Annotated in this window: 27 protein-coding genes and 1 tRNA gene; 12 read left to right on the forward strand and 16 right to left on the reverse strand. The window is 65.6% G+C overall.

What is annotated here, in order from left to right:
- Window positions 1–114 precede the first annotated feature (114 nt).
- A complete protein-coding gene (gene rpsA, locus AC1RLU_RS12605; protein ID WP_061968390.1) occupies window positions 115–1,818 on the reverse strand; it encodes a 30S ribosomal protein S1 in 1,704 nt (567 codons plus the stop codon).
- Window positions 1,819–2,132: 314 nt separating this feature from the next.
- Window positions 2,133–2,672, reverse strand: coding sequence for a hypothetical protein (locus tag AC1RLU_RS12610; protein WP_492795906.1), 540 nt, complete (start codon window positions 2,670–2,672; stop codon window positions 2,133–2,135).
- A 187-nt stretch (window positions 2,673–2,859) separates the two neighbouring features.
- Between AC1RLU_RS12610 and AC1RLU_RS12615 the strand changes: the two genes are divergently transcribed.
- Entirely contained in the window at window positions 2,860–3,417 is a 558-nt protein-coding gene (locus AC1RLU_RS12615; RefSeq protein WP_061968393.1) for a LemA family protein, read from the forward strand.
- A 37-nt stretch (window positions 3,418–3,454) separates the two neighbouring features.
- Entirely contained in the window at window positions 3,455–4,528 is a 1,074-nt protein-coding gene (locus tag AC1RLU_RS12620) for a M48 family metallopeptidase (protein WP_492795908.1), read from the forward strand.
- 3 nt (window positions 4,529–4,531) lie between these two features.
- Here AC1RLU_RS12620 and AC1RLU_RS12625 read toward each other — a convergent pair whose 3' ends face one another.
- Together AC1RLU_RS12625 and AC1RLU_RS12630 are read right to left on the reverse strand one after the other, a co-directional pair.
- A complete protein-coding gene (locus AC1RLU_RS12625; protein WP_492795910.1) occupies window positions 4,532–5,431 on the reverse strand; it encodes an NHL repeat-containing protein in 900 nt (299 codons plus the stop codon).
- 10 nt (window positions 5,432–5,441) lie between these two features.
- Window positions 5,442–6,050 (reverse strand): 2-hydroxychromene-2-carboxylate isomerase, encoded by a 609-nt coding sequence (locus AC1RLU_RS12630; protein ID WP_061968398.1) that lies wholly within the window; start codon window positions 6,048–6,050, stop codon window positions 5,442–5,444.
- Window positions 6,051–6,297: 247 nt separating this feature from the next.
- Between AC1RLU_RS12630 and AC1RLU_RS12635 the strand changes: the two genes are divergently transcribed.
- Window positions 6,298–7,530, forward strand: a complete 1,233-nt coding sequence (locus tag AC1RLU_RS12635) for an argininosuccinate synthase (protein ID WP_061968400.1) — start codon at window positions 6,298–6,300, stop codon at window positions 7,528–7,530.
- 122 nt (window positions 7,531–7,652) lie between these two features.
- On the opposite strand, the gene AC1RLU_RS12640 is transcribed toward AC1RLU_RS12635, so the two are convergent.
- Window positions 7,653–7,937, reverse strand: coding sequence for a GIY-YIG nuclease family protein (locus tag AC1RLU_RS12640; protein WP_492795911.1), 285 nt, complete (start codon window positions 7,935–7,937; stop codon window positions 7,653–7,655).
- A gap of 175 nt (window positions 7,938–8,112) precedes the next feature.
- Between AC1RLU_RS12640 and AC1RLU_RS12645 the strand changes: the two genes are divergently transcribed.
- The gene (locus AC1RLU_RS12645) at window positions 8,113–8,463 is read left to right on the forward strand and encodes a hypothetical protein (RefSeq protein ID WP_492795912.1); all 351 of its coding nucleotides are present in this window, start codon (window positions 8,113–8,115) and stop codon (window positions 8,461–8,463) included.
- Between the two features lie 69 nt (window positions 8,464–8,532).
- Here AC1RLU_RS12645 and AC1RLU_RS12650 read toward each other — a convergent pair whose 3' ends face one another.
- The 5 genes from AC1RLU_RS12650 to fabA all read right to left on the reverse strand — a co-directional run bounded on the left by AC1RLU_RS12650 (window position 8,533) and on the right by fabA (window position 11,921).
- A complete protein-coding gene (locus AC1RLU_RS12650; protein WP_061968406.1) occupies window positions 8,533–8,778 on the reverse strand; it encodes a DUF2188 domain-containing protein in 246 nt (81 codons plus the stop codon).
- A gap of 54 nt (window positions 8,779–8,832) precedes the next feature.
- Window positions 8,833–9,666 carry an enoyl-ACP reductase FabI gene (gene fabI / locus AC1RLU_RS12655; RefSeq protein ID WP_142114766.1) on the reverse strand — a complete coding sequence of 278 codons (834 nt, stop codon included), beginning with the start codon at window positions 9,664–9,666 and terminating at the stop codon, window positions 8,833–8,835.
- A gap of 124 nt (window positions 9,667–9,790) precedes the next feature.
- A complete protein-coding gene (locus AC1RLU_RS12660) occupies window positions 9,791–10,063 on the reverse strand; it encodes a DUF3303 family protein (protein WP_113584712.1) in 273 nt (90 codons plus the stop codon).
- A 7-nt stretch (window positions 10,064–10,070) separates the two neighbouring features.
- Window positions 10,071–11,297, reverse strand: a complete 1,227-nt coding sequence (fabB, locus tag AC1RLU_RS12665; protein WP_492795914.1) for a beta-ketoacyl-ACP synthase I — start codon at window positions 11,295–11,297, stop codon at window positions 10,071–10,073.
- A 111-nt stretch (window positions 11,298–11,408) separates the two neighbouring features.
- The gene (fabA, locus tag AC1RLU_RS12670; protein WP_061968412.1) at window positions 11,409–11,921 is read right to left on the reverse strand and encodes a 3-hydroxyacyl-[acyl-carrier-protein] dehydratase FabA; all 513 of its coding nucleotides are present in this window, start codon (window positions 11,919–11,921) and stop codon (window positions 11,409–11,411) included.
- A gap of 285 nt (window positions 11,922–12,206) precedes the next feature.
- On the opposite strand from fabA, the gene irrA reads away from it, so the two are divergent.
- Both irrA and AC1RLU_RS12680 read left to right on the forward strand, forming a co-directional pair.
- The gene (irrA, locus tag AC1RLU_RS12675; protein ID WP_492795915.1) at window positions 12,207–12,671 is read left to right on the forward strand and encodes an iron response transcriptional regulator IrrA; all 465 of its coding nucleotides are present in this window, start codon (window positions 12,207–12,209) and stop codon (window positions 12,669–12,671) included.
- A 32-nt stretch (window positions 12,672–12,703) separates the two neighbouring features.
- A complete protein-coding gene (locus tag AC1RLU_RS12680; protein WP_492795916.1) occupies window positions 12,704–13,474 on the forward strand; it encodes a YbaY family lipoprotein in 771 nt (256 codons plus the stop codon).
- Window positions 13,475–13,489: 15 nt separating this feature from the next.
- Here the strand turns inward: AC1RLU_RS12680 and AC1RLU_RS12685 are convergent, their stop codons facing one another.
- Complete coding sequence (locus AC1RLU_RS12685; protein ID WP_061968418.1) at window positions 13,490–14,020, reverse strand: SH3 domain-containing protein; 531 nt, start codon at window positions 14,018–14,020, stop codon at window positions 13,490–13,492.
- Window positions 14,021–14,198: 178 nt separating this feature from the next.
- On the opposite strand from AC1RLU_RS12685, the gene AC1RLU_RS12690 reads away from it, so the two are divergent.
- On the forward strand, window positions 14,199–15,194 hold the full coding sequence (locus AC1RLU_RS12690; protein ID WP_061968419.1) for a 2-hydroxyacid dehydrogenase: 996 nt from the start codon (window positions 14,199–14,201) through the stop codon (window positions 15,192–15,194).
- Window positions 15,195–15,203: 9 nt separating this feature from the next.
- Here AC1RLU_RS12690 and AC1RLU_RS12695 read toward each other — a convergent pair whose 3' ends face one another.
- Together AC1RLU_RS12695 and AC1RLU_RS12700 are read right to left on the reverse strand one after the other, a co-directional pair.
- Window positions 15,204–15,884: an HAD family hydrolase gene (locus AC1RLU_RS12695; protein ID WP_492795917.1), complete on the reverse strand. Its 681-nt coding sequence runs from the start codon at window positions 15,882–15,884 to the stop codon at window positions 15,204–15,206.
- Window positions 15,885–15,904: 20 nt separating this feature from the next.
- Window positions 15,905–16,909 (reverse strand): complex I NDUFA9 subunit family protein, encoded by a 1,005-nt coding sequence (locus AC1RLU_RS12700; protein WP_492795918.1) that lies wholly within the window; start codon window positions 16,907–16,909, stop codon window positions 15,905–15,907.
- Window positions 16,910–17,194: 285 nt separating this feature from the next.
- Between AC1RLU_RS12700 and AC1RLU_RS12705 the strand changes: the two genes are divergently transcribed.
- Window positions 17,195–17,281, forward strand: a tRNA-Leu gene (locus AC1RLU_RS12705).
- 165 nt (window positions 17,282–17,446) lie between these two features.
- Complete coding sequence (locus tag AC1RLU_RS12710; RefSeq protein WP_492795919.1) at window positions 17,447–17,896, forward strand: hypothetical protein; 450 nt, start codon at window positions 17,447–17,449, stop codon at window positions 17,894–17,896.
- 26 nt (window positions 17,897–17,922) lie between these two features.
- On the opposite strand, the gene AC1RLU_RS12715 is transcribed toward AC1RLU_RS12710, so the two are convergent.
- The 3 genes from AC1RLU_RS12715 to AC1RLU_RS12725 all read right to left on the reverse strand — a co-directional run bounded on the left by AC1RLU_RS12715 (window position 17,923) and on the right by AC1RLU_RS12725 (window position 20,518).
- Window positions 17,923–19,332, reverse strand: a complete 1,410-nt coding sequence (locus tag AC1RLU_RS12715; protein ID WP_492795920.1) for an NAD(P)/FAD-dependent oxidoreductase — start codon at window positions 19,330–19,332, stop codon at window positions 17,923–17,925.
- An 83-nt stretch (window positions 19,333–19,415) separates the two neighbouring features.
- Window positions 19,416–19,760 carry a RidA family protein gene (locus AC1RLU_RS12720; RefSeq protein ID WP_142114353.1) on the reverse strand — a complete coding sequence of 115 codons (345 nt, stop codon included), beginning with the start codon at window positions 19,758–19,760 and terminating at the stop codon, window positions 19,416–19,418.
- Between the two features lie 65 nt (window positions 19,761–19,825).
- Complete coding sequence (locus AC1RLU_RS12725; protein WP_492795921.1) at window positions 19,826–20,518, reverse strand: cupin domain-containing protein; 693 nt, start codon at window positions 20,516–20,518, stop codon at window positions 19,826–19,828.
- Window positions 20,519–20,865: 347 nt separating this feature from the next.
- Between AC1RLU_RS12725 and AC1RLU_RS12730 the strand changes: the two genes are divergently transcribed.
- The 3 genes from AC1RLU_RS12730 to AC1RLU_RS12740 are packed head-to-tail and all read left to right on the forward strand — an operon-like array spanning window position 20,866 to window position 24,222.
- On the forward strand, window positions 20,866–22,368 hold the full coding sequence (locus AC1RLU_RS12730; RefSeq protein WP_162766329.1) for an ABC transporter substrate-binding protein: 1,503 nt from the start codon (window positions 20,866–20,868) through the stop codon (window positions 22,366–22,368).
- Window positions 22,369–22,414: 46 nt separating this feature from the next.
- Entirely contained in the window at window positions 22,415–23,332 is a 918-nt protein-coding gene (locus AC1RLU_RS12735) for an ABC transporter permease (protein ID WP_091857331.1), read from the forward strand.
- Window positions 23,329–24,222: an ABC transporter permease gene (locus AC1RLU_RS12740; protein ID WP_492795922.1), complete on the forward strand. Its 894-nt coding sequence runs from the start codon at window positions 23,329–23,331 to the stop codon at window positions 24,220–24,222. The genes AC1RLU_RS12735 and AC1RLU_RS12740 overlap by 4 nt, the downstream gene beginning before the upstream one ends.
- Window positions 24,223–24,304: the final 82 nt, after the last annotated feature.

Consider the following 24,304-nt stretch of genomic DNA (forward strand, 5'->3'; position numbering starts at 1 on the left):
TCGCGGTGCGACGCTTCGGGTGAGGGCTGGGTAAAATCAGCCGAAACAAAAGCCCGCGCGGATCGCTCCGCGCGGGCTGTCTTGGATGTCCGGCCGCTTCACGCGGCCGAAACCTCACTTCTTGTCGGTGGCCTTCTTGAGCGCGGCGCCCAGGATGTCGCCGAGCGAGGCACCGGAATCGGCGGAGCCGTACTGGGCCATCGCTTCCTTCTCCTCAGCCATTTCCAGGGCCTTGACCGAGACCTGGATCTTGCGGGCCTTCTTGTCGAAGAGCACGACGCGGGCGTCGATGCGCTCGCCGGCCGCGAAGCGCTCGGGGCGCTGCTCGGAGCGATCGCGAGCCAGCTCGGCGCGCTTGATGAAGGTCATCATGTCGGTGTCGGCGATCTTCACGTCGAGACCGGACTCCTTCACCTCGACCACCTCACAGGTGACGATCTGGCCCTTCTTAAACTCGCCGGCATCCACGAAGGGATCGCCGCCGAGCTGCTTCAGGCCGAGCGAGATACGCTCCTTCTCGACGTCCACATCGAGAACGATCGCCTGCAGGACGTCGCCCTTCTTGTATTCCTCGATGACCTGCTCGCCCGGACGGTTCCAGTCGAGATCGGAGAGATGGATCATGCCGTCGATATCGCCTTCGAGACCCAGGAACAGGCCGAACTCAGTCTTGTTCTTGACCTCGCCCTCGACCGTCGAGCCCGCCGGGTGCTGCTCCGCGAAGAGCTCCCACGGGTTGCGCAGGGTCTGCTTGAGGCCGAGCGAGATGCGACGCTTGACCGGATCGACCTCGAGGATCGCGACGTCGACTTCCTGCGAGGTCGAGACGATCTTGCCGGGGTGGACGTTCTTCTTGGTCCAGGACATCTCGGAGACGTGGATCAGGCCTTCGATGCCCGGCTCCACTTCGACGAACGCGCCGTAATCCGTGATGTTGGTCACGCGACCCTTGAGACGGGTGCCGACCGGGTAACGCTCGGCGATGCCATCCCACGGATCGGCCAGCAGCTGCTTGATGCCGAGCGAGATGCGGTGCGTGTCCTGGTTGATCTTGATGATCTTGACCTTGACCGTCTGGCCGATGGTCACGACCTCCGACGGGTGGTTCACGCGGCGCCACGCCATGTCGGTGACGTGCAGCAGGCCGTCAATGCCGCCGAGATCGACGAACGCACCGTATTCGGTGATGTTCTTGACGACGCCGTCGATGACCTGGCCCTCTTCGAGCGAGGCGACGAGCTCGGAACGAGCCTCGGCGCGGGTCTCTTCGAGAACGGTACGGCGCGACACGACGATGTTGCCGCGGCGGCGATCCATCTTGAGGATCTCGAAGGGCTGCGGCTGGCCCATCAGCGGGCCGACGTCGCGGATCGGACGGATGTCGACCTGCGAACGCGGCAGGAAGGCCACGGCGCCGTCGAGATCGACGGTGTAGCCGCCCTTGACGGTGTTGAAGATCATGCCGCTGACCTTCTCGCGGGCCTCGAAGGCCTTCTCAAGCTTGACCCAGCTCTCTTCGCGGCGAGCCTTGTCGCGCGAGATGACGGCTTCGCCGAGCGCGTTCTCGATCCGGTCCAGATAGACCTCGACCTCGTCGCCGACGTTCAGTTCCTGCTCGCGGCCGGGGCCGGTGAATTCCTTGAGCGCGACGCGTCCTTCGGTCTTCAGACCGACGTCGATGATCGCCATATCCTTCTCGATGGCGACGACCTTGCCCTTGATGACGGAGCCTTCGAGGGCATCGTTCTTGCCGAAGGATTCCTCGAGCAGGGCGGCGAAATCCTCGCGACCCGCGCTGTAGCTTTCAACTGCTGACATGTAATCTCCTGGGAGCCGGCCGCGTATCCCGCGGGTGTCCGGCCTTAAGCGCCGTGGTTGGTGCTGCGTTCCGGATCGCGGCCGTCGGCACATCCTCTCGGAGGTTTCCACCTCCCCGTCAGGCGGGGTTGGCGGAGGCGCCAGGACCAGCGGCTCGATCCGTATCCGGACGACCTGCTTCAAACACGAAACGGGAGCAGGTCTTGCAGACCGCCCCCGGCGCATGATCGATCACGGCCCTTCGGACAGGGGCGATGTAATGCAAACCGGCCTTCAGGGCAAGGTCGAAACCAAGCCCCGAGACGCCAGTTCGATCAGGGACGCAGCAGCTTATAGCGCTTGTGCGTCAGGCAACTGTCGACGACCAGCGCATAATCGGACGAAGCCTTCTCGACCGCGGCCGCGCCGCTTTCCGCGGTCGCCCCGCCGACGGACTGCACCGCGTTGGCGGCGCTAGCCAGCACATGGGCCTGTCGAAACCCCGGCACCGGGATGTAGCTCGCCAACGTACCGGCGACCGCGATGGCGGTGCCGGTCTGCTGTTGCTGCGTCGCGCGCTTGATCGCAGCCAGTTGCGGCGCCGCCTGCTGGCGACAGGCGGCCAGATCACGCTGATAGCGGTCGGGATTGACACGATGCATGTCGACGAGCGGCTCGTAGACGGAGGTACCCGGATCCTCCATGGGCACGGTTGCGCCCGCAGCGCTGGAAGCCAGCTGCGGCCCCTGCCCCTCCGGTGGCAAGGCGGGCGCTGCCGGCAAGGCAGCCGCTACCGGCTCAGGCCCTTCCGATTGCACCGTCTGATTGCAAGCACCCACGTTCAGCGCCAGCAGCGCCGCCACAAAAACCCTCATTGCCCCATCCCCTGCTCTTTCGGATATCTTTATTCTTGAGTGTCGCGCGACCCGCCTTTCGTCACGACAGCGCTCAAGACAGAACATAACGTTACGTCACATTCAATATCCTGCCGAGCCGCTTCCCCAACACCGCCCGCTATGCCAGTCTGCGGGCAGGTTTCACGGCATTTCGCGGGAGCATTCCATGGGCTGGGCCATTCTGGGGCTGATCGTCGTTCTCGTCGTCTACCTGATCATGACCTATAACGGGCTCGTCGCGATGCGGCAGCGCGTGAACCAGGCCTTCGCCGATATCGACGTCCAGCTGAAGCAGCGCCACGACCTGATCCCGAACCTGGTCGAGACGGTGAAGGGCTATGCGACGCACGAGAAGTCGACGCTCGATGCGGTGATCGCCGCCCGCAACGCGGCACAGGGCGCGACCGGCGTGCATGACAAGGCCGCGGCCGAGCAGCAGCTTTCCGGGGCAGTCGGCCGGCTGCTCGCATTGGGCGAGGCCTATCCCGACCTCAAGGCCAGCGCCAATTTCCAGCAGTTGCAGGTCGATCTCGGCAATGTCGAAGACAAGCTCGCGGCGGCGCGGCGCTTCTTCAACAATGCAGTCGGCGAGTTCAACGCGGCGATCCAGGCCTTCCCGGCGGTGCTGTTCGCGCCGCAGATGGGCTTTACCCAGCGCGAGTTCTTCGATGTCGGCCCGGAAACCCGCGCCCAGATCGAAGTCGCACCCAGCGTGAAGTTCTGACGGCGGCAAGACGTTCACGGCAACGGGAGCGGCTGCGATGGCCGAGGCCTTCGGGCTCTATACCCACCAGCGCAACAACCGGATCAGGTCCAACCTCCTGATCGCCGGGCTTTTCCTGCTGGTCTATCTCACCGCCTGGGGCCTGCTGCTCGTCGCCTTCGGTTATGGCGGCGTGCCGCGCGGGCGCACCGCCTTCGGCGAGGCCGGCCGCATCTTCCGCTCGTGGTTCCCTTTCATCACCGCGGCGACGATGCTCTGGGTCTTCGTCGGCTTCCGCATGAATGTCGCGATGATCAATGCCGTGACGGGGTCGACGGGTCTCGCGCGCGAGGACAACCCGAAGCTCTACCGGATGCTGGAAAACCTCTGCATCTCGCGCGGCTTGCCGATGCCGAAGCTCGCCATCGTCGAAAGCGAGGCACTCAACGCCTTCGCCAGCGGCGTCAACGACAAGCAGTTCACCGTCAGCGTCACGACCGGGCTTCTCGCCCAGCTCAACGATGCCGAGGTCGAGGCGGTGCTCGCGCATGAGCTGACCCATATCCGCAACGGCGACGTCCGGCTGATGGTGATCGCGGTGGTGATCGCCGGCGTGATCTCCTTCATCGGCGAAATCGTCTTCCGCGGCTTCGGTCGCAGCCGGGTCAGGGTTTCGTCGGATGATGCGAAGAAGGGCAACGGCCTTGCCATCATCATCGGCATCGCGGTGATCGCGATCTCGTGGTTCCTGGCGGTGCTGATCCGGCTGTCGCTGTCGCGCTCGCGCGAGTACCTCGCCGACGCGGGGGCGGTCGAACTGACCAAGAACCCGGATGCGATGATCTCCGCCCTGCTCAAGATCTCCGGCCGGGCCGATATCGAGGGGGTACCGTCGGGCGTGATGGACATGTGCTTCGAGAACGACCCCGACGATTTCGCCGACCTGTTCTCGACCCACCCTTCGGTCACCAAGCGCGTGCAGGCGCTGGTCGAGACCGCCGGCGGGCGGATGCCGGCGATGCCGCCGCACCCGCCGAAGATCGGCGAGCGTCAGGACCTGCCGACCATGGTCGAGGAAACCGCGGCGCGCGGGCCATGGGCGCGGCCGCCGCAGGCGCCTGGCTCGCACTAGAACTCAGGCGACGAGCTTGGCCGGATCGATCTCGAAGACCAGCGGATAGAAGGTGCTCCAGCGGCTCCAGCGCTGCGTTCCGGCCTCGCCGACCGCCCAGAGCCTGCCATCGGGCGCGAAGCCAAGATCCTCGATGCCACCGGGAGCGGGGTAGCGCGCAAGCACGGTACCCGTGGCGGGGTCGAGTTGCGACAGGAAGGCCGGCCGGTTGCCGGAGCTCTGCGAAATCCAGACCTTGCCCGCCTTGTCGAAGGTTGCGCCCTGCGAAAGGAGCGGCAGCGGCAGGATGGCCCGGCTATCGGCAAGACCGATCGGCGTCTCGCCGCCGGCAAGGACGCGATCGATGGGAACCGCATGCAGGTTCGGTGCGCCTTCGCGGCGATAGGGCCCGAACCAGAGCGCATCGCCCGACGTCGTCAGGAAGGAAGGCCCCATCGACTTGTCGACGCGCATCTCCTTCAGCGGCACGCATTCGCCGCTGCGACAGGATTCCTTGAAATCGAGAGCCAGGAGCCGCCCGGAATTGGCGACGAACAGCGTATCCCGCGCTGTGGCGAGCCCACCGGGATGGCCATAGGTTGCCGGCAGCGCGAAGCTGCCGAGCAGGCGCCCGTCCCGGCGCGAGAGCCGGAACAGCCGCGCGGGGCCGTTGTCCTGGTCGCGCTCGGTGCTGCGATAGGCGGCGATCAGGATCTCGTCGCCGAAGACGGTGAGCCCCTGCGGCACATAGCCCTCGTTGAGGCCGGGCGACCAGTAGCGCCGGCCGATCGCGGCCGCGTTGGGCACGGTGGTCAATTCACGGGCGTCATAGGTCGGCGCCTCGCCGGGCAAGGCGGGGCGCGCCCGCGCGCCCGAGGCCAGGCACAGGCCGGCGCCCGCCATCAGCATGTGGCGCCGGTTCACGCTCATCGCCTCAACGCCCTTCCGTCGCCCATTCCAGAGCTTCCTCCAGACGGTCATCGCCCCAGAACAGTTCGCCGTCGCCGGCGACGAAGAAGGGCGCGCCGAAGATGCCGATCGACTTGGCATATTCGATCTCAGCACGCAGGCGGCCCTTGACCTCCTCGCTGCGCGAGAGCGGGATCGCGACATTGGGATCGCTGCCCGCCTCTTTCAGCGCGGCGCTCAGCACGGCTTCCTCGGCCATGTTGCGGCCTTCGCAGAAATGCGCCTGGAACAGCGCCTTCGAGAAGGCAGGCGTCCAGCCGCCGTCGCGGCCGGCGAGCGCCAGCCGCGCCGCCGTCAGCGAATTCTGGGGAAAATTCTCCGGCTTGACGATGGCGACACCCTGCCGCCGGCCGCGCCGGGCGGTATCGCGCCACATATAGCGGCCCTTGCTGGGATAGAGCGCGAAGGGCGAGGTGTTCCAACCCTGCGCCGCGAAGATCGGCCCGAGCAGGAAGGGCCGCCAGCGCAAGGTGACGCCGGCCTCCTCTGCCAGTTTTTCGATTCTCAGGGCGCTCAGGCAGGAATAGGGCGACGCGAACTCATACCAGAAGTCCAGAACGGGACGATTCGGCATTCAGCCTCCGAACAGGTCGTCATGTCGTGTCGCGCCCGATCGAGCCTGCGCCCTTCGTAACGCGACCGCAAGCGCCGCGAATGAGCGCCTGTGGAATGGAAGGACGACGCGCTCGCCCGCATCGATCCATCAGCGGACGACGCGGGATCGATCAGAAGGTTCCGATTGCTTCGCCCCGAACGCTGGGATAGTGCGCCATTGCGTCCGAAACGCGGCCCATGGGGGCTGCCAGAAGGAAAATGAACAGATGGCTGACAGCAGCGTGAAAAAGGTCGTCCTCGCCTATTCCGGCGGTCTCGACACCTCGATCATCCTCAAATGGCTGCAGACCACCTATCGATGCGAGGTCGTGACCTTCACCGCCGATCTCGGCCAGGGCGAGGAGCTCGGACCGGCGCGCGACAAGGCGCTGCTGCTCGGCATCAAGCCGGAGAACATCTATATCGAGGACCTGCGCGAGGAATTCGTGCGCGACTACGTCTTCCCGATGTTCCGCGCCAATGCCGCCTATGAGGGCGTCTATCTGCTCGGCACCTCGATCGCGCGTCCGCTGATCGCCAAGAAGCTGATCGAGATCGCGGAAGCGACCGGCGCCGACGCCGTCTCCCACGGTGCGACCGGCAAGGGCAACGACCAGGTCCGCTTCGAGCTCACGGCTTACGCGCTCAAGCCCGACGTCGTCGTGATCGCGCCCTGGCGCGAATGGGACCTGCGTTCGCGCGAGCAGCTCATCGCCTTCGCCGAGCAGCACCAGATCCCGATCGCCAAGAACAAGCGCGGCGAGGCGCCCTTCTCCGTCGACGCCAACCTGCTGCATGCCTCCTCGGAAGGCCGCGTGCTGGAAGACCCGGCGGTCGAGGTTCCCGATTACGTCTATTCGCGCACCATCTCGCCGGAAGATGCGCCGGACAAGCCGACTATCATTACCATCGGCTTCGAGAAGGGCGACGCGGTTTCGATCGACGGCCAGAAGCTGTCGCCGGCGACGCTGCTCGCCAAGCTCAACGATCTCGGCCGCGACAACGGCATCGGCCGGCTCGACCTCGTCGAGAACCGCTTCGTCGGCATGAAGTCGCGCGGCATGTACGAGACGCCCGGCGGCACGATCCTGCATGCGGCGCATCGCGCCATCGAGTCGATCACGCTCGACCGCGGCGCAGCCCATCTCAAGGACCAGATCATGCCGCAATATGCCGAGCTGATCTATAACGGCTTCTGGTTCTCGCCGGAGCGCGAGATGCTGCAGGCGCTGATCGACAAGAGCCAGGAGTTCGTCACCGGCGACGTGCGCCTCAAGCTCTACAAGGGCGGCGTCCATGTCATCGGCCGATCGAGCGACTATTCGCTCTACGACCAGGACCTCGTCACCTTCGAGGAAGGCGCGGTCGCCTACGACCATCGCGACGCGGCCGGCTTCATCAAGCTCAATGCGCTTCGCCTGCGTACGCTCGGCCAGCGCAAGAAGAAGCTGGGTCTCTGAGCCCCGTTATCGCGCGGCGCCTTGTGCGCCCTGCGACGCGGCCCCCAGGTGTCATCCCGTGCGCGCTGCGGCATGTAATGCCGCTGCGCAGACACGGGACCGCGTGACGACAAAAGCTCCCATCACCCGGCGAGGTCAGACCACGCCGGGTTTTCCTTTTCGATCAACGCTGTCTTCCAGGCGCGGCGCCATGTCTTGAGGACTTTCTCGCGCTCAATCGCCTGATTGGGGTCGTCGAACGTTTCGACATAGACGAGGCGATCAATGTTGTACTTGGCCGCGTGCCCCTTGATCGCGTGGGTCTTGTGCTCGGCGATCCGGCGTTCGAGATCGCTGGTGATGCCGATGTAGAGCGGGCCGTCCTTGCGAGTGGCGAGGATGTAGACGGCGTAGATGCGGGCGGTCATGTAGACCTCGCGGTGAGGGCGAGACAGCACCCTATCCGGCACGCGGTCCCGTGTCTGCGCAGCAGCACTGCGTGCCGCAGCGCGCACGGGATGACACCCTTCAAAAACGCCGCTGCGTGAACCACCGCCGCGCTCGCGCGTTAAGCACTCACCGATCAACCTGAGTGCTCCTCGCATGCTTCGCTTCCTCGCCCCTGCCCTGATTTCCGCAACCCTCGCCACGACCGCCATCGCTCAGGAAGTCCCACCGAAAAGCGAGAAACCGGCAACGCCGGAGATCGCGACCTGCAAGACGGCCGCGCTGCAGGCGCTCCACGCCAAGGAACCGGAGATCAAGGACATCTATATCGACGAGGACGCCGCCACGGTCGCGGTGTCCGAAGCGAAGATCGAAAACATTCCGGTCACGCGCATCGTCATGGCCGAGGCCTATCTGCGGACCGATCGCTCGGACAAGCCGCGCCGCTTCCTCTGCCTGCTCGGCGAGAAGAACAAGGTGCTGCTGACCTTCTTTACCGCGCGCTGAGGCCTGCCGGCAGGCAAAGCGAAAGGGCCGCTCAACGGCCCTGTTGCTCTCCTGGGAACGAACTGCCCCTCAGCCGCCGTCGACGACCCTGGTTGCGGGCCGGTCATGGCCATCCGCCAGCTCCTCGTGCCAGCGGCCGTTCTGATCCTGATAGACGATCCCGTCGGTATTTCCGGCGACAGTCTGCCGGGCGGCGGCCCGGTTTGCCGCCTTCAACGCCGCATCATGCGTCGGAAAGGTCTCCGACAGCGCGCCGCCGACCTTGTAGGCCCAGCCGCCGTCATGCTCGACCACCTCGTACTTGACCATGACCATCGCGCATCCTCCTTTCAATCGAAGGAAAACCGCGCCCCGGCCATGGGGTTCCGGCTAATCGCCGTTGCCGCTATCGGCCGCGCGCAGCGAATCCAGCACCGGCATCGAGGTGATGTGGTAGCCGGCATCGACATGATGGATATCGCCGGTGACACCTCCGGAGAGATCCGAGAGATAATAGAGCGCCGAGCCGCCGATCTCTTCAAGCGAAACCGACTTGCGCAAGGGCGAATTGGCGCGCTGCCAGGAGAGCATAGCGCGCGCATCGGAGATACCGGCGCCGGCCAGCGTCCGCACCGGCCCGGGCGAGAGCGCGTTGACGCGGATGCCGCGCGGGCCGTAATCGCCGGCGAGATAGCGCACGCTCGCCTCAAGCGCCGCCTTGGCGACGCCCATGACGTTGTAGTTCGGCATGATCCGCGTCGAGCCGCCATAGGTCAGCGTGATCATGCTGCCGCCCCTGGGCATGCGCTCCGCTGCCCGCCGGGCGATCTCGGTGAAGGAGAAGCAGGAGATCACCATGGTTCGCGAGAAGTTCTCGCGGCTGGTGTCGGCATAGAGGCCCTTGAGCTCGTTCTTGTCGGAGAAGCCGATGGCGTGGACGATGAAGTCCAGCGTGTTGCGCTCGGGATCGCCACCCCAGGCCTCGTCGAGCGCAGCAAAGGCAGCATCGACCGAAGCGCTGTCCTCGACGTCGCAGGGCACGACCAGCTTCGAGCCGATGCTCTCCGCCAGCGGCCGGACGCGCTTGCCGAGCGCATCGCCCTGATAGGTGAAGGCGATCTCGGCGCCATGGGCGTGAAGGGTGCGGGCAATGCCCCAGGCAATCGAATTCTGATTGGCGACGCCCATGATGAGGCCGCGCTTGTTGTGCATCAGCGGGAGCATGGCAAACTCGGAAGGGGCTTCAGGAACGGGTCCGAAGGCGGGGAAACGGAGGGAAGTCGGCTGGTCGGGTGGATCGAACTCTCGGCATATCGGCACTGCCCGGTTTTTGCGGGCACGAAAACGGCTAGTCTGTCCTGGTGATCGCGGCAGCGGCGGCCTTCGAGGTCGAAACCGGCACGATCTCGAAACGCACGAGATCGTTCCATTGCAGGACCCATTCCTGCAGCAGCGCGATATCGTCGCATTCCATGATCTGGAAGCAGCGGCCGAGATCGGCCGAGACCCAGCTCTCGACATAGCGCACGCCGGCCGGAGCCATCCGCCCGCTATGCTGGAAGCGGGCGTAGACGTCCTTCACGCGGGCCTGATCGAAATGCTCGATCACCATGAAGAGCATGGCGCTCTCAGACCTCCAGGCGCTTCATCACGATGGTGGCGTTGGTGCCGCCGAAACCGAAGGAGTTCGAGAGCACGCAGCCGAGGCCGGCATTGTCGATGCGCTTGCGCACGATCGGCATGTCGGCGAAGGCCGGGTCGAGCTCGTCGATATGGGCGCTCTCGCAGATGAAATCGTTGTTGAGCATCAGGAGCGAGTAGATCGCTTCCTGCACGCCGGTGGCGCCGAGCGAATGGCCGGTCAGCGACTTCGTCGCCGAGATCGGCGGCGACTTGTCGCCGGCGCCGAAGACCTCGCGGATCGCCTCGATCTCCTTGGCGTCGCCGACCGGGGTCGAGGTGCCATGCGGATTGATGTAATCGACCTTGGCCTTCACGCTTTCCAGCGCCATCTTCATGCAGCGCACCGCGCCCTCGCCGGACGGCGCGACCATGTCGTAGCCGTCCGAGGTCGCGCCATAGCCGACGATCTCGCCGTAGATCTTGGCGCCGCGTGCCCTGGCATGCTCCAGCTCCTCGAGCACGACGACACCGGCGCCGCCGGCGATGACGAAGCCGTCGCGGGCCAAATCATAGGCGCGCGAGGCGCGCGCGGGCGTTGCATTGAAGTCGGAGGACATCGCGCCCATGGCGTCGAAGAGGACGGAGAGCGTCCAGTCCAGCTCCTCGCAGCCGCCGGCGAAGATGACGTCCTGCTTGCCCCACTGGATCAATTCATAGGCATTGCCGATGCAGTGGTTCGAGGTCGCGCAGGCCGAGGAGATCGAATAGTTGACGCCCTTAATCTTGAACCAGGTCGCCAGCGTCGCCGAAGCGGTCGAGGACATGCCCTTGGGCACGGCGAAGGGGCCGACCTTCTTCGAGGAACCGCTCTCGCGGGCCTTGTCATAGGCGTCGATCAAGGCGCGGGTCGAGGGGCCGCCGGAACCCATGATGATGCCGGTGCGCTCGTTGCTGATCTCGGCCGTCTCCAGGCCCGCATCGGCGATCGCCTGCTCCATCGCGACCTGGTTCCAGGCCGAGCCGCCGCCATGGAAACGCATGGCGCGCCGGTCGAGCACCGTCGCGGGATCGAGCGTCGGCACGCCGGCGACCTGGCTGCGGAAGCCGTGCTCGGCGAAATCCGGAACGAAGGAAATGCCCGATTTCGCCGATTGCAGCGACGCCAGGACCTCCTGCGTGTTGTTGCCGATGGACGAGACGATGCCCATCCCGGTGACCACGACGCGTCTCATGCTCGCTACTCCAGCTCTCAGCACGCGGCGGGCAAGCCCGGCCGCTTCTGGATTCCTATCGCGCAAATGGACCGAGCGGCAGCTGCGCGCAAGGTCGGGCTGCGTTTTTCCTCAGGCGGCTTCCGGCTTGAACAGGCCGACGCGCATGTCGCTGACCGTGTAGATGCGCTTGCCGTCGGCCTCCAGCCAGCCATCGGCGATGCCCAGGACGAGCTTCGACTTGAAGACGCGCTTGAAGTCGACGCCGTAGACGACCTTCTTGACCGAGGGCAGGACCTGATCGGCGAACTTGACCTCGCCGACGCCGAGCGCCCGGCCACGGCCCGGCAGGCCGAGCCAGCCGAGGAAGAAGCCGGTGAGCTGCCAGAGCGCATCGAGCCCGAGGCAGCCCGGCATCACCGGATCGCCCTTGAAATGGCAGTCGAAGAACCAGAGATCGGGCTTGATGTCGAACTCGGCGCGGACCATGCCCTTGCCGTGCTCGCCGCCCTCTTCGGCGATCTCGACGATGCGGTCGAACATCAGCATCGGCGGCAGCGGCAACTGCGCATTGCCCGGCCCGAACAGTTCCCCACGACCGCAGGCGAGGATCTCCTCGTAGCTGAAAGACGACTGACGCTGCATTCCCGTGAGGCTCCCTCGCACCGGCCGGATGCGGCCGACGTCTCCTGCGCCGTGCCTAACACAGCGGAAGCCGGAAACGAAAGAGCAGCGGGCGCGTTGACCCACACCGCAACGCCGAAAACCACAACGAAACCGCGCCAGATCAATGCAGCAAGGGGCGCCCACCGCCTGGAAGCCGGCGCGACGCTTGCGACGGGAAGCCCGACGCCCTACATTTCAGTTGAAATCATTCAAGAGACGGAGCCTCCAGGACATCCGTTAGACAAAAGGGCACGCGAGCACGGCATGAGCGACCTGACCTCCCAGGACCAGGGCTATGGAACGCCGACGCGGCAGGGCTGTCCCTTTCACGATATCCGCCAGAAGCTGCGGCGCGTCGGGTTGCGCCCGACCCGCCAGCGCGTCTCGCTCGGCTGGGTGCTCTTTGCCAAGGGCCAGCGCCATGTCAGCGCCGAGATGCTGTTCGAAGAGGCGATGAAGGAGCGCATCCCGGTCTCGCTGGCGACGATCTACAACACGCTGCGCCAGTTCACCGAGGCAGGCCTGCTGCGCGAACTCACCCTCGACGGCGCCAAGGCCTATTTCGACACCGCCGACCATGATCACCATCATTTCGTCGTCGATGGCGAGAACCGGGTGATCGACATCCCGGCCGACGAGATCGACGTCGCCAGCCTGCCGGTGCCACCCGCAGGCTACGAGATCGCGCGGGTCGACGTCGTGGTGCGGCTGCGCAAGATCGACGGCTGATCGCCGCTCCGCCACTTCCGGGGACGATATTCATGCGCTTCACCGATTCGCTGCTCTCGCGCCGCGCGCTTGCAGGCCTCCTGCTCGCAGCAGCCGTTCCCGCCACGCCGGCGCTCGCCGCACCGCGCGTACTTCGGGGCACCGTCGCCTATCGCGAACGCATGGCGCTGCCGCCCGGCGCGATCGTCGAGGTCAAGCTGCTCGACGTCTCGCTGGCCGATGCCCCCTCCCGCACGATCGCCGAGACCCGCGTTTCCGGTCGGCGCATCCCGGCACGCTGGACCCTGCGCTTCGATTCACGGCGGATCGAGCCCCGACACAGCTACGCGCTGCAGGCGCGCATTCTCGACGGCGACCGGCTGCTCTTCACCACCACGGAACGGCACAGCGTTTTCACGGGCGGGCCGGACAAGACCGATATCTGGGTTCAGCGCGTCTCGGGCGATGACCGGCCCCCCGCCGCGGCCCCCTCCCCGATCGGAAGCTGGCGTCTCGCAAGCCTCGGCAGCAAGGACGTTCCCGGCTCGATCATCACGACCCTCGCGATCGCGGCGGACGGCAATGTGTCAGGCCGGGGCGGTTGCAACGGCTTCGGCGGCAATGCGACGCTCAAAGGCCGGGCGATCCGGTTCTCGCGGATGGTTTCGACGATGATGGCCTGCGCGCCGGACGTGATGGCGCAGGAGCGCGGCTTCCTCGACGGGCTTGCCAAGGTCCGCCGCTGGGATATCCATCGCGGCTCCGGCCTGCTCGCGCTGCTCGACAGCCGCGGCCGGCCGGTGATGGTGCTGACTGCGCAGTAGCGCAGGCGGCCAGCGTCAGTCGACCTTCTCGTTGGGATAGACGCCCCAGAGACGCTCCTGGCGGATAAAGCCATCGATGTTGCCGACGCTGATGCGACACCAGGCATTGACGCAGGACGAGACGCTGGTGACGACGCCCGGCTGCAGCCTGGCGACGACGGCTGACTCCTCGTTCGCAGCGCTGCGCATCGGGAAATTCTCGTCCTTTTTCTTCGACCAGGGCGCGACGAGCGCGGTGCGGCGGCCGGAGAGCAGGCTGTGCAGCACCCAGCCCTCGGTGCCGTCGGCATCGCGCACGCGGCGCCAGGTCTCGAATTCCGCGGTGACTTCCATCGGCAGGCCGGCGCGCTGATAGACCCAGCGCGTCCGGTGCTCCTTCGAGGGGCCTTCGCGCAGGTTCACGCGATCCGTCTTCAGGCTGACATAACGCGGCACCGGCAGCCCGGTGACCGACCCGGCCTGCATGTCCTGGGCAGAGGCGACCGCAGGCAAGCCGAGGAGGGCGAACGTCGCCAGGGCCAGGCAGCGCATCGACGAGATTTTCATGCCGCCACTCTCCTTCGCGTCCGCTTACCCCCGGCGAAGGGGCAAGTTGTCATCCGCCGCGCTGCCGCCTAGACAACGATCATGGTGCCGCGCAACAATTCCCATTCCTGGGCCACCAGGGTTAATGGCGGGTTGAGGATATCAGGCCGATACGGCCAATGACGGAAGGGTGACCGCCATGTCGAAGAAGAAGCCCTTGGTGGTGGTGACGCGCAAACTGCCCGCCGTGGTCGAGACCCGGATGCGCGAACTCTTCGACGCACAGCTCAACATCGACGACAAGCCGATGTCGCAGGCCGCGCTGGTCGAGGCCGTGAAGACCGCCGACGTGCTCGTCCCGACCGTGACCGACAAGATCGACGCCGCCGTGATCGCGCAGGCCGGCGACCAGCTGCGCCTGATCGCCAATTTCGGCAACGGCGTCGACAATATCGACGTCGCCAGTGCCGTGCAGCGCGGCATCACGGTGACCAACACGCCGGGCGTCCTGACCGACGATACCGCGGACATGACGATCGCGCTGATCCTGGCCGTCGCCCGCCGCATTGCCGAGGGCGCGCGCGTCATCCCCGATGACGACTGGGCCGGCTGGTCGCCGACCTGGATGCTCGGCCGGCGCATCACCGGCAAGCGCCTCGGCATCGTCGGCATGGGCCGCATCGGCCAGGCACTGGCGAAGCGCGCCGCCGCCTTCGGCCTCTCGATCCACTACCATAACCGCCGCCGGGTCGATCCGCGCACGGAGGAAGCGCTCAATGCGACCTATTGGGATTCGCTCGACCAGATGCTGGCGCGGATGGACATCGTCTCGGTCAACTGCCCGCATACGCCGGCGACCTATCACCTGCTCTCGGCCCGCCGCCTCAAGCTGATGAAGCCGGACGCGATCCTGGTGAACACCGCCCGCGGCGAGGTCGTCGACGAGACCGCGCTTGCCCGCATGCTGGAAGCCGGGGAGCTCGCCGGCGCCGGGCTCGACGTGTTCGAGAGCGAGCCGGCGGTCAATCCGCGCCTGCTCAGGCTGGCGCGCCAGCACAAGGTCGTGGTGCTCCCGCATATGGGCTCGGCCACGCATGAGGGCCGCGCCGATATGGGCGAGAAGGTCATCGTCAACATCAAGACCTTCATGGACGGCCACAAGCCGCCGGACCGCGTGCTGCCGAGCATGCTCTGAGGGCACGCTTCAGGCGGCGCGCAGCCCCGCAAGGCGCGCCGCTTCCGCAGGCCATTCCCTGAAATCGTCGACGACCGCTGCCGCTCCAGCAGCCAGCAGGCGCTCGCGCATGCGCCCCTTATCATGGGCGACGCCGGTGAAACCGGCGACCTGCATGCCGGCCGCCCGCGCCGCCAGCACGCCCGGCACCGAATCCTCCAGCACCAGGCAGCGCCCGGCCTCGGCACCCATCTGCGACGCAGCGAACAGGAAGACATCCGGCGACGGCTTGCCGCGCGCCACCTGCGAGGCCGAGAAGACATGGGGATCGAACAGGTCGATCAATCCCGCCAGCGCGAGATTGCGACGCAGCGGCTCGAGCACCGTCGAGGACGCCACGCAGCGGCGCCCGGCCAGAGCGGTCAGCGCCTCGCGCACGCCGGGAAGCGCGCGCAGTTCGGTTTCCAGACGCAGCGCGACCGCATCCTCGATGCGCGTCTCGAAATCGGCAGGGAGAGACCGGCCGAGCTCCAATTCGATGATCTTAAGGCCGTCGACCCAGGGAATGCCGACGAGCCGCTCGACATAATGGTCGAGCGTCCAGTGACTCAGGCCGATCTCATGACACATGGCGAGGTTGACCTCGCCATAAAGCGTCTCGGTATCGATCAGCGTGCCGTCGCAATCGTAGATGACGAGGTCGAACGACACGGGCCTTGCCCCCCGGCCGCTCAGCGGGCCTGGAGCGCGTCGAACTGGCCGGTCTTGCGGAAACGCCAGAGATAGGAGGAGATGACCGCCTCCGACGAGGTCGGCGCCAGCCCGAGCCCGGCGAAGTCGCGGCCCTCGGCCTTGGCCTCCGCAGAGACCACGTTGTCGCTGGCGAGCAGCGTAACCTGATCGCGCGTCATGACGAGTTCGTCCGGGATCAGGCCGAGCGTCAGCGTGTCGGCGACCTGCAGCACGCTGCCCATGATCCGGGCCAGTGGGAAAGGCAACGGCGCGAGCAGGCGCTTGCGGCCGGTCACCTTGCAGACTTCCTCGACGATCTCACGCAGGCTCTGCACCTCCGGCCCGCCAAGCTCGTAGACGCGACCGCCTTGCACGATGCCGTCGACAGCACGGGCGACGATCTCGGCGACGTCGCCGACGAAGGCCGGCTGGAACTTCGTCACGCCATCGCCGACCAGCGGCACCACCGGCAGCATCCGGGCGAGCGAGGCGAAGCGGTTGAAGAACGTATCCTCCGGCCCGAACATCACGGACGGCCGCAGCACGACCGCGCCCGGCACGGAGGCGAACATGGCCGCCTCGCCCTCGGCCTTGGAGCGGGCATAGGCCGAAGCCGATTCGGCGGAGGCGCCGAGCGCCGAGACCTGGACCACGCGGGCGATGCCGGCAGCGGCGCAGGCCTGCGCGACGGCGCGAGCGCCATTCGCCTGCACGGCCGGGAAGCTCTGGCGACCCTGCTCCTGCATGATGCCGACGAGATTGACGACGGCGTCAGTGCCCCTCACGGCGGCCGCGACCGAAGCGGGATAGCGCAGATTGGCCTGAACGGCATGGATCTGGCCGACAGAGCCCAGCGGCTGGAGGAAATTGGCGAGATCCGGCCGACGCACGGCGACGCGCACCCGGTAGCCGCGCTTGACGAGCGCGCGCACGACATGGCGGCCGACGAAACCGGAGCCGCCGAAAACCGTGACGAGTTGCTGGGCCGGGGCCTGGGAAGCCATCGTGAAAGCTCCGTTTAGAATGCTTCTGCCCTCCTAGATCATGTTCCGCCAAAGTGGAAATGCCTTTTGCGGCAGAGACCTCCTGCGCCCAGGCCCTGCGGCGTTCCGCCCTACTCCCAGACGCGGCATCCCCCATTCAACGTCGATCAGCCGCTTTCGCACCGGAACGGCCCGGAATTCGCTATGGCCGCTGAGACCCTTTCCACAGGACCGCAAAAACAAATTCATTTCGCCGCGACAGGGCCGTTGACAGGACGACTCGGCCCCCGTAAACGAACCGCCGTTGCCCAGGTGGCGGAATTGGTAGACGCACCAGCTTCAGGTGCTGGCGCTCGCAAGGGCGTGGAGGTTCGAGTCCTCTCCTGGGCACCACTCTTTTTCCTCAGCAGGAGAAAGAGTTACGCATTGATAAGGGGTTAGGTGGTATCCGCTTTGACATTGCGGGTTGACACCGGGGCTCTTGCAATGCCCGTCCCTTCGCTACCAAGTCGGGATCCTACGACCTCAACGTGAAGGTGCCGCTGGCCCTTCGCGCCCTTGCCAGAGGGGCAGCGCGTCAGCCTTCCCGTTGCCGGCGAGCAGTACAGCGTCGTCGTCAGCGACAAGGTCTTCCTCTCGCCGCGAACCAAGGAAGCGAAGATCGCCCGGGAACGCTTTCCCCTCGCGATCAATGCCCTCAATGCCTTCTTCGAATCGCTCGGGCAGCCACCGCAGACCTTGGGCCGGGCCGATGTGAGAGCCCTCGCCCGCGAGGCCTACAAGCAGGCCGTCAGCGACATCGATCACGATGACGCCGATGAGGTCGAGGCCTATCGCGACGCGTTCGCTGAGGCGACTGCCCACCATCTCAACGAAGGCACCAGCGAGAAGACCGTCAAGATCGAGGCAGCCATCGAGACCGGCATATGGCGCAGAGGTAACGAGAAGCTCGGCACATTATATTCAACCGAGGCATTTACCGATAACCGGCGTAGCGCGGCAAAATGACTGCTTTGCCGCAGTATGGAAGGCAATCAGCGGGTGCCGATACGCAGGCCGAACACCTTCGGGATCGCGGCAGCCGCGCGCATCGCCACCGAGGGTGTCTCGCGGCGCTCGTCGGCCTCCTCGCAGCCGATAATGCCCCAGCGCACGAAACGGCCTCCGACAACCCGGAAAGGCTCCGGCGGCAGCGCGGACAGCTCTCGGCGGCAAAACGGAAGGTTGGCCCATTCATCCTGCTCGCCGAGGACGAGCGATGCGAGAGATTGTCCGCCGATATAGGTCGGGTTGACCCCATGGCCGGAGTAGCCGCAGCCATAATGCACGCGCGTACCGGGCAAGGTCCGGAAAAATGGCAGGCGATCGGAGGAGACGTCGAGGCCACCACCCCAGATCTTCGCCACTCCGACATCGCCCAGGCCGGGCAGAAGTCGCCGCAGGCCACGCTCGGCCCTGGCGGCCGATGCCGCATCCTGCGTCAGGATGGGGTCGACCGCGTTGCCATTGTAGCTGATCGGGCCCGAGCCCGATCCCATCAACACACGCCCGTCGATGGTCGTGCGGAAATAATGCACGAACATGCGCATGTCGGCGAGGCCTTGCTCGCCCGTCCAGCCGATCTCCTCCAGCTTCTCAGGCACGGGCTCGGTCATCAACGCATAGCTTGAAAAGACGCTGACATAGGGCCTGATCTCGCGACGGCTGGCGAGGCCGGTATTGGTGGCGAGAACGACGTCGCGCGCGAGAATCTGCCCGCCCGGCGTCCGCAACCGGTTCGGCGAGCCGCTGTCCAGACCGGACAGAGGCGTGTTTTCGTAGATCGTGACGCCTGCCTCGATCGCGGCGCGGCGCAATGCCCGGGCGAGCCGGGCCGGGTGCACATTGGCACCTTCGGGGAGGTAGATGCCGCCGCGGAAGACGGGCGACTTGCAATAGGCCGCGACTTCCGCCGGCGAGAGCGCCCTGGCAGTGTCGGAAACTCCCAGCCGTTCGGCCGTCGCGACGGAGGCTGCGACCTTGGCGTCCTGCGCAGGACAGGTGGAGATCCGGACATTGCCGCTTTCACGCCACCAGACGTCGCGCCCCGGCGCGGTCGCGAAGCGGCGGATGGCATCCTGCGCCTTGGTGCCGGCACGGGCGACGGCGAGCGCGGCATCGGCGCCGAGCGAGGCTTCTATCCCGCCGAGCGAGCCCCAGTAACCATGGGTCTTGCCGCCATTCTTGCCGCTCGCCCCCGAGCCGCAAAGCGAGGCCTCGATGAGCACCACGCTCAGTCCAGGCGCGCGCTCGCGCAGAGCCAGAGCCGTCCATAATCCCGTGAAGCCGCCGCCGACGATGGCGACATCGGCCGTGATCTCACCGCTGAGCGAGGGCGACGGCGCCACGCCGCCCTCCGCCTTCAGAGCATCGGTGAACCACCAGGACGGATCACCTGGGAGCATGCTGGGAACAGCAGGATCTCGTGACATGTCGCAACCGATTTTCTTGAAGAAGGAGGCGGAAAGGCGCGGCGCCTGCGGGGCCCCTAGACGAGCGCCTGAACCTGAACCTCGACCAGGATGTCGTCGGCCGCGAGCCGGGACTCGACCGTCGCGCGCGCCGGCGGCCGCTCGGGGTCGACCCAGGTTTCCCAGACGGCGTTCATTTCGTTGAACGTGCCGACATCCTTCAGCCAGATATTGGCTGTGACGAGACGGGTGCGGTCGGTGCCGGCCATCGCGAGATAGGAATCGATCTGGGCCAGAATATCGGCCGTCTGCTCACGCACGCCGCCGCTGCGGTCCTTGGCGGTCAGCCCGGAGAGGAAAGCGAAGCCGTTCGCAATCAGGACCTTGCTCAGGCGGCCGGTGACTTCATGACGGGTGATCATTGTGCCTCTGTTCGTTGCGCGAGTGGAAGAAGACCGGCGGGGCGGAACCAACCGCCGCCTACCGCTTAAAGGTGTGCCTCTCTGATACGGATGATCCAGACCAGCTTGGCCTCTTCGCTGCTGCGATTGACCAGGTGATGCGGGATGCTGCTCTCGAACTGGAAGCTGTCGCCCTCGCGGATCTCCGCCACGGCGTTGCCGACAGCCAGCTCCACCCGGCCGGAAAGGACGTAGCCGGCCTTGTCGCCCGGCCCGGTCAGGACGTCGTCGCTGGTCGCTCCCGGCGGCAAGGTCAGGATCATGAAGCGGAGCTGGTTGTTATCCTTCGGCGACAGCAGTTCCTTGGTCAGGAGGCCGGGCCCGACGACGAAGCGCGGGCGGTTTTCCCGGCGGCGCACGAAGGTTGGCTCGTCATTCGTCTCCGGCTCCCGCTCGAGGAAGGCCCAGAGATTCACCCCGAGTGCGCTCCTCAGCTTCTGCAGCGTGCTGATCGAGGGGTTCGAATTGCCGCGCTCGATCTGGCTGATGATCCCGGCGGACAGCCCCGCTTTTGTCGCCAGCTCGAGGATCGTAAGCTTCCTGTCGGTGCGGAGCGCGCGCAGCCGCTGCCCGATCTGGGCGGCGTCATCATCGGAGGGCGCCGGATCGGTCGCGACAGAAAGAGGCTTCGGCATGCAGGGAAATCCATTAAAGTGAAAACAGACCATAGTGAAATTCATTGAAGGGCGCAATTGCCTTGATGCGATATTGGCCTCCAACAAAATTATCAAACGATATCAGCGCTACTAGAGACCTCGCGGCGCAGCACCCCTCACGGGACGCCTCAATCCCTTGACATCGAATTCAACATAGTGAAGCAATGTTCACGAAGCCCCGGAGAAGGTCGCCTTGGGAGGCTCGAATGCCGCAGTTTCGCAGATGCCTTCCGGGAAAGGCGTCGCTGTCGCCTACATCGCTGTCAAATCGGCATGCCCGCCGCAGCGCCGGGGTTGCTCCTGCGCTTGCTGGCCTTCGGAGTTGTGACCCGTCCAGATGGCCAGGCGAAACGGCTGCCGCTGCGCGGCCGGAGAACTCGATCATTTCCAACGATATCAAGGGGATTGCGATGACCGTCTCACGCGCTGCTGCTCTGTTGCTCGGCCTTGCTGCCGCAACTCCTGCCTTTGCCGGAAAGGCGAACGACACGCTCACCGTGTCCTGGGATCGTGAGCAGACCACCCTCGACGTCTATTACTTCACGGATCACTCCGGCCTCACCCTGATGAACAACGTCTGGGACGGGCTCGTCGATCGGGATCCCAAGACCGGGGAGTATGTCGGCAATCTCGCCACGAGCTGGAAGTGGGAGAGCCCGACCAGCCTCCTCTTCGAGCTGCGGAAGGGCGTCAAATTCCATAACGGCGAGGATTTCGACGCCGACGACGTCGTCTACACGATCGACTACGTCAAGGATCCCAACAACAAGATCCTCCTGGTGCAGATGGTCAGCTGGATCGACGCCGTCGAGAAGGTCGATCAATACACCGTGCGCATCAAGCTGAAGCGCCCGTTCCCGGCCGCGCTGGAATATCTCACGCTGGGCGTGCCGATCTATCCGGATCAATACTACAAGAAGGTCGGCACCGCCGGAATGGGCAAGAATCCGGTCGGCACCGGTCCCTATAAGGTCACCTCGTTCTCCCCCGGGCGCGAATACGTGATGGAGCGGAACGACGCCTATTTCACAGGCGGGACGAAGCCCAAGGCGCGCATCAAGCGGGTCGTCGTCCGGACCCAGAAAGACCTCAACCTGATGATGGGCGAGCTGATGACCAAGCGCGCCGAATTCCTGTGGCGGCTGACGCCGGACCAGGCCGACCAACTGGAGAGCATCCCCACCATCCGGGTCGAGCGCTCGCCAACCCTGCGGGTCGCCTTCCTGACCTTCAATGCGCTTGACCCGCAGTCGCCGCTCGCGCGCCCCGAGGTCCGGCGCGCCGTCGCCCATGCGGTCAATCGCGACGCGATCGCCAAGAATCTCATCCGTGGTGGAGCGGCCACGCTCAAAACCGTCTGCGCGACCAAGCAGCTTGCCTGTCCCGCACCGGGGGTCGATTACGCCTATGATCCGGCCAAGGCCAAGGAGCTTCTCGCCAAGGCGGGGCTCCCGGACGGTTTCGAGACCTCGATCGGCTCGACCTCGGACCGCTTCATCACCGAGGCGGTGATCGGCGACCTCCAGCGCGTCGGTATCCGCGCCGCCATGAACTTCAACGTCTGGGCTGCTTTCCGCGACAAATGGGTCAAGCGCGAGATGCCGCTCTTCCACGCCTCGACCGGCTTCTGGGGTATCAGCGACGCCTCGATCGCCTTCGGGACCTATTTCGGCGAGGCGCCGCAGGACCTTTCGCGGGACCCGGTCGTGACCGAGGCGATCCGCAAGGCGGACGGCACGCAATCTGTCGAGGAGCGGACGAAGTTCTACAAGGAGGCGCAGGACCGCATCCTGGATCAGGTCTATTGGCTGCCTCTCGTTGAAATCGTCAACAATTACGCTTTCTCGAAAGAGCTCGATTTCACGCCGTCTCCAGATGAGATCAACCGCTTCTACCGCGCTTCCTGGAAGTGATCTTCATGAACCTTTCGATCGGCCCCAATTCTGAGGGAGGTTCGCATTGGCAAGTTTCGCGCTGAAACGAATCCTCGTCGCCGTCCTGGTCGCCTTCACGGTCTCGGTCGTGTCGTTCACCGTGCTGCGCCTCTCGGCCGATCTCGCCCAGGCGCTGGCCGGTGAGGGCGCAAGTTCCGAGCAGGTCGAGCAGATCCGCATCAGCTATGGTCTGGATCGGCCGCTTGCGCTGCAATACCTCGACTGGCTCGGGAACATCATCCGCGGCGATCTGGGGGAATCGTACTACTTCAAGCAGCCGGTCTCGGCTCTGATCCTGGAACGCGTCCCGGTCACCTTCACCGTCGCGACGCTGGCGATCGGGCTGGCCCTGCTGCTGGCGATCCCGCTCGGCATCTGCGCGGCCCTGAATCGAAACAGCTGGCTGGACCGGCTCTGCCTGACGACGGCGGTGGTCGGCCAGGCGGTACCGAGCTTCTGGCTCGCGCTGATGCTGATCTACATTTTCGGCCTGCACTGGCAGTGGTTGCCCTTGTCGGGAAGCGAGGAGTGGCAGGGCTTCATCCTGCCGATCATCGTGCTCGCCTATTATGCGATGCCGGCGATCATGCGCCTGACGCGGGCGGGGATGATCGAGGTGCTGCATGCGGACTACATCCGGACCGCGCGCGCCAAGGGGCTGAGCCTCAGGGCCATCGTCACAACCCATGCCCTGCGCAACGCGCTGATGCCGGTCGTGGCGCTCGCTGCGGTCCAGTTCGGCTTCCTGCTCGGGGGCTCGACGGTCGTCGAGACGGTCTTCGCGCTGCATGGCGTCGGCTATCTCAGCTGGGAATCGATCCAGCGAGCCGACTTCCCCGTCGTCCAGTCGATCGTGCTGATGTTCTCGATGATCTTCGTCGTCCTCACGCTGGCGTCCGACCTGTTGAATGCCGCAATCGATCCCCGGGTGCGCCTGCAATGACCGATATGTCTCTCTCCGGGCCGTCATCGGCCTCGGCGCGGGGCGCGCGCGCCAGGCGTTGGCTGCGCAACACCGGCGCGAGCGTCGGCGGCGCGATCGTCCTCCTCGCCGTTCTCTGCGCGGTCGCGGCGCCGCTCCTGGCCCCGTATGACCCTTATCTCCAGGACTTGCCGACGCGGCTGAAGCCGCCGGTCTGGGCAGCGGAGGGCAGTTGGGCCCATATGCTGGGGACCGACCAGCTCGGCCGCGATTATCTCAGCCGCCTGATCTACGGCAGCCGGATTTCGCTGCTGATCGGCTTCGGCACCGTCCTGATCTCGGGCTCGATCGGTATCCTGCTGGGCATGCTGGCCGGCTTCTATGGCGGCCGCCTGGATCTGATGATCTCCTTCTTCGTCACCGTGCGGCTCGCCATGCCGATCGTTCTGGTCGCGCTCGCCGTTGTCGGGCTGATCGGAAGCTCTCTGACCGTCGTGGTCGCTGTTCTCGGCCTGCTGCTATGGGATCGCTTCGCTGTGGTGACGCGGGCCACGGTCATGCAGTTGCGCGACAGCGAATATATTATCGCAGCGCGCTCCTATGGCGGCTCCGACGCCAGGATCATGCTGCGCCATGTGCTGCCGAACATCCTGGGTCCGATCCTGGTCGTGTTCACGCTCGAAATCGCCCACGCGATTCTGCTCGAGGCCGCGCTCTCGTTCCTGGGGCTCGGTGTTCAGCCGCCGCTTCCATCCTGGGGGCTGATGATCGCGGAAGGGCGGAACTACGTCTTCTTCACGCCCTGGGTGATCACGATTCCCGGTATCGCGCTCGTGGTCCTGGTGCTCGGCATCAACCTGCTGGGCGACGGGCTGCGCGACCTGAGCTCGCCGAGAGATGCTGCCGACTGAATCCCAGACATGTCCAGCCCGGCAAGTAGCCGTGGATCTGATGCCTTCCGAGTGGCCGATGCCGCGCCACGAATGACCGAAG

It is taken from the genome of Allobosea sp. GW822-FHT05A11 (assembly GCF_058800455.1).

What these genes read in the sequence shown, in the direction of transcription:
- rpsA (WP_061968390.1), bottom strand. Translation starts at nt 1,818, where the DNA reads ATGTCAGCAGTTGAAAGCTACAGCGCGGGTCGCGAGGATTTCGCCGCC.
- AC1RLU_RS12610 (WP_492795906.1), bottom strand. Translation starts at nt 2,672, where the DNA reads ATGAGGGTTTTTGTGGCGGCGCTGCTGGCGCTGAACGTGGGTGCTTGC.
- AC1RLU_RS12615 (WP_061968393.1), top strand. Translation starts at nt 2,860, where the DNA reads ATGGGCTGGGCCATTCTGGGGCTGATCGTCGTTCTCGTCGTCTACCTG.
- AC1RLU_RS12620 (WP_492795908.1), top strand. Translation starts at nt 3,455, where the DNA reads ATGGCCGAGGCCTTCGGGCTCTATACCCACCAGCGCAACAACCGGATC.
- AC1RLU_RS12630 (WP_061968398.1), bottom strand. Translation starts at nt 6,050, where the DNA reads ATGCCGAATCGTCCCGTTCTGGACTTCTGGTATGAGTTCGCGTCGCCC.
- AC1RLU_RS12635 (WP_061968400.1), top strand. Translation starts at nt 6,298, where the DNA reads ATGGCTGACAGCAGCGTGAAAAAGGTCGTCCTCGCCTATTCCGGCGGT.
- AC1RLU_RS12640 (WP_492795911.1), bottom strand. Translation starts at nt 7,937, where the DNA reads ATGACCGCCCGCATCTACGCCGTCTACATCCTCGCCACTCGCAAGGAC.
- AC1RLU_RS12645 (WP_492795912.1), top strand. Translation starts at nt 8,113, where the DNA reads ATGCTTCGCTTCCTCGCCCCTGCCCTGATTTCCGCAACCCTCGCCACG.
- AC1RLU_RS12650 (WP_061968406.1), bottom strand. Translation starts at nt 8,778, where the DNA reads ATGGTCATGGTCAAGTACGAGGTGGTCGAGCATGACGGCGGCTGGGCC.
- fabI (WP_142114766.1), bottom strand. Translation starts at nt 9,666, where the DNA reads ATGCTCCCGCTGATGCACAACAAGCGCGGCCTCATCATGGGCGTCGCC.
- AC1RLU_RS12660 (WP_113584712.1), bottom strand. Translation starts at nt 10,063, where the DNA reads ATGCTCTTCATGGTGATCGAGCATTTCGATCAGGCCCGCGTGAAGGAC.
- fabB (WP_492795914.1), bottom strand. Translation starts at nt 11,297, where the DNA reads ATGAGACGCGTCGTGGTCACCGGGATGGGCATCGTCTCGTCCATCGGC.
- fabA (WP_061968412.1), bottom strand. Translation starts at nt 11,921, where the DNA reads ATGCAGCGTCAGTCGTCTTTCAGCTACGAGGAGATCCTCGCCTGCGGT.
- irrA (WP_492795915.1), top strand. Translation starts at nt 12,207, where the DNA reads ATGAGCGACCTGACCTCCCAGGACCAGGGCTATGGAACGCCGACGCGG.
- AC1RLU_RS12680 (WP_492795916.1), top strand. Translation starts at nt 12,704, where the DNA reads ATGCGCTTCACCGATTCGCTGCTCTCGCGCCGCGCGCTTGCAGGCCTC.
- AC1RLU_RS12685 (WP_061968418.1), bottom strand. Translation starts at nt 14,020, where the DNA reads ATGAAAATCTCGTCGATGCGCTGCCTGGCCCTGGCGACGTTCGCCCTC.
- AC1RLU_RS12690 (WP_061968419.1), top strand. Translation starts at nt 14,199, where the DNA reads ATGTCGAAGAAGAAGCCCTTGGTGGTGGTGACGCGCAAACTGCCCGCC.
- AC1RLU_RS12700 (WP_492795918.1), bottom strand. Translation starts at nt 16,909, where the DNA reads ATGGCTTCCCAGGCCCCGGCCCAGCAACTCGTCACGGTTTTCGGCGGC.
- AC1RLU_RS12715 (WP_492795920.1), bottom strand. Translation starts at nt 19,332, where the DNA reads ATGCTCCCAGGTGATCCGTCCTGGTGGTTCACCGATGCTCTGAAGGCG.
- AC1RLU_RS12720 (WP_142114353.1), bottom strand. Translation starts at nt 19,760, where the DNA reads ATGATCACCCGTCATGAAGTCACCGGCCGCCTGAGCAAGGTCCTGATT.
- AC1RLU_RS12730 (WP_162766329.1), top strand. Translation starts at nt 20,866, where the DNA reads ATGACCGTCTCACGCGCTGCTGCTCTGTTGCTCGGCCTTGCTGCCGCA.
- AC1RLU_RS12740 (WP_492795922.1), top strand. Translation starts at nt 23,329, where the DNA reads ATGACCGATATGTCTCTCTCCGGGCCGTCATCGGCCTCGGCGCGGGGC.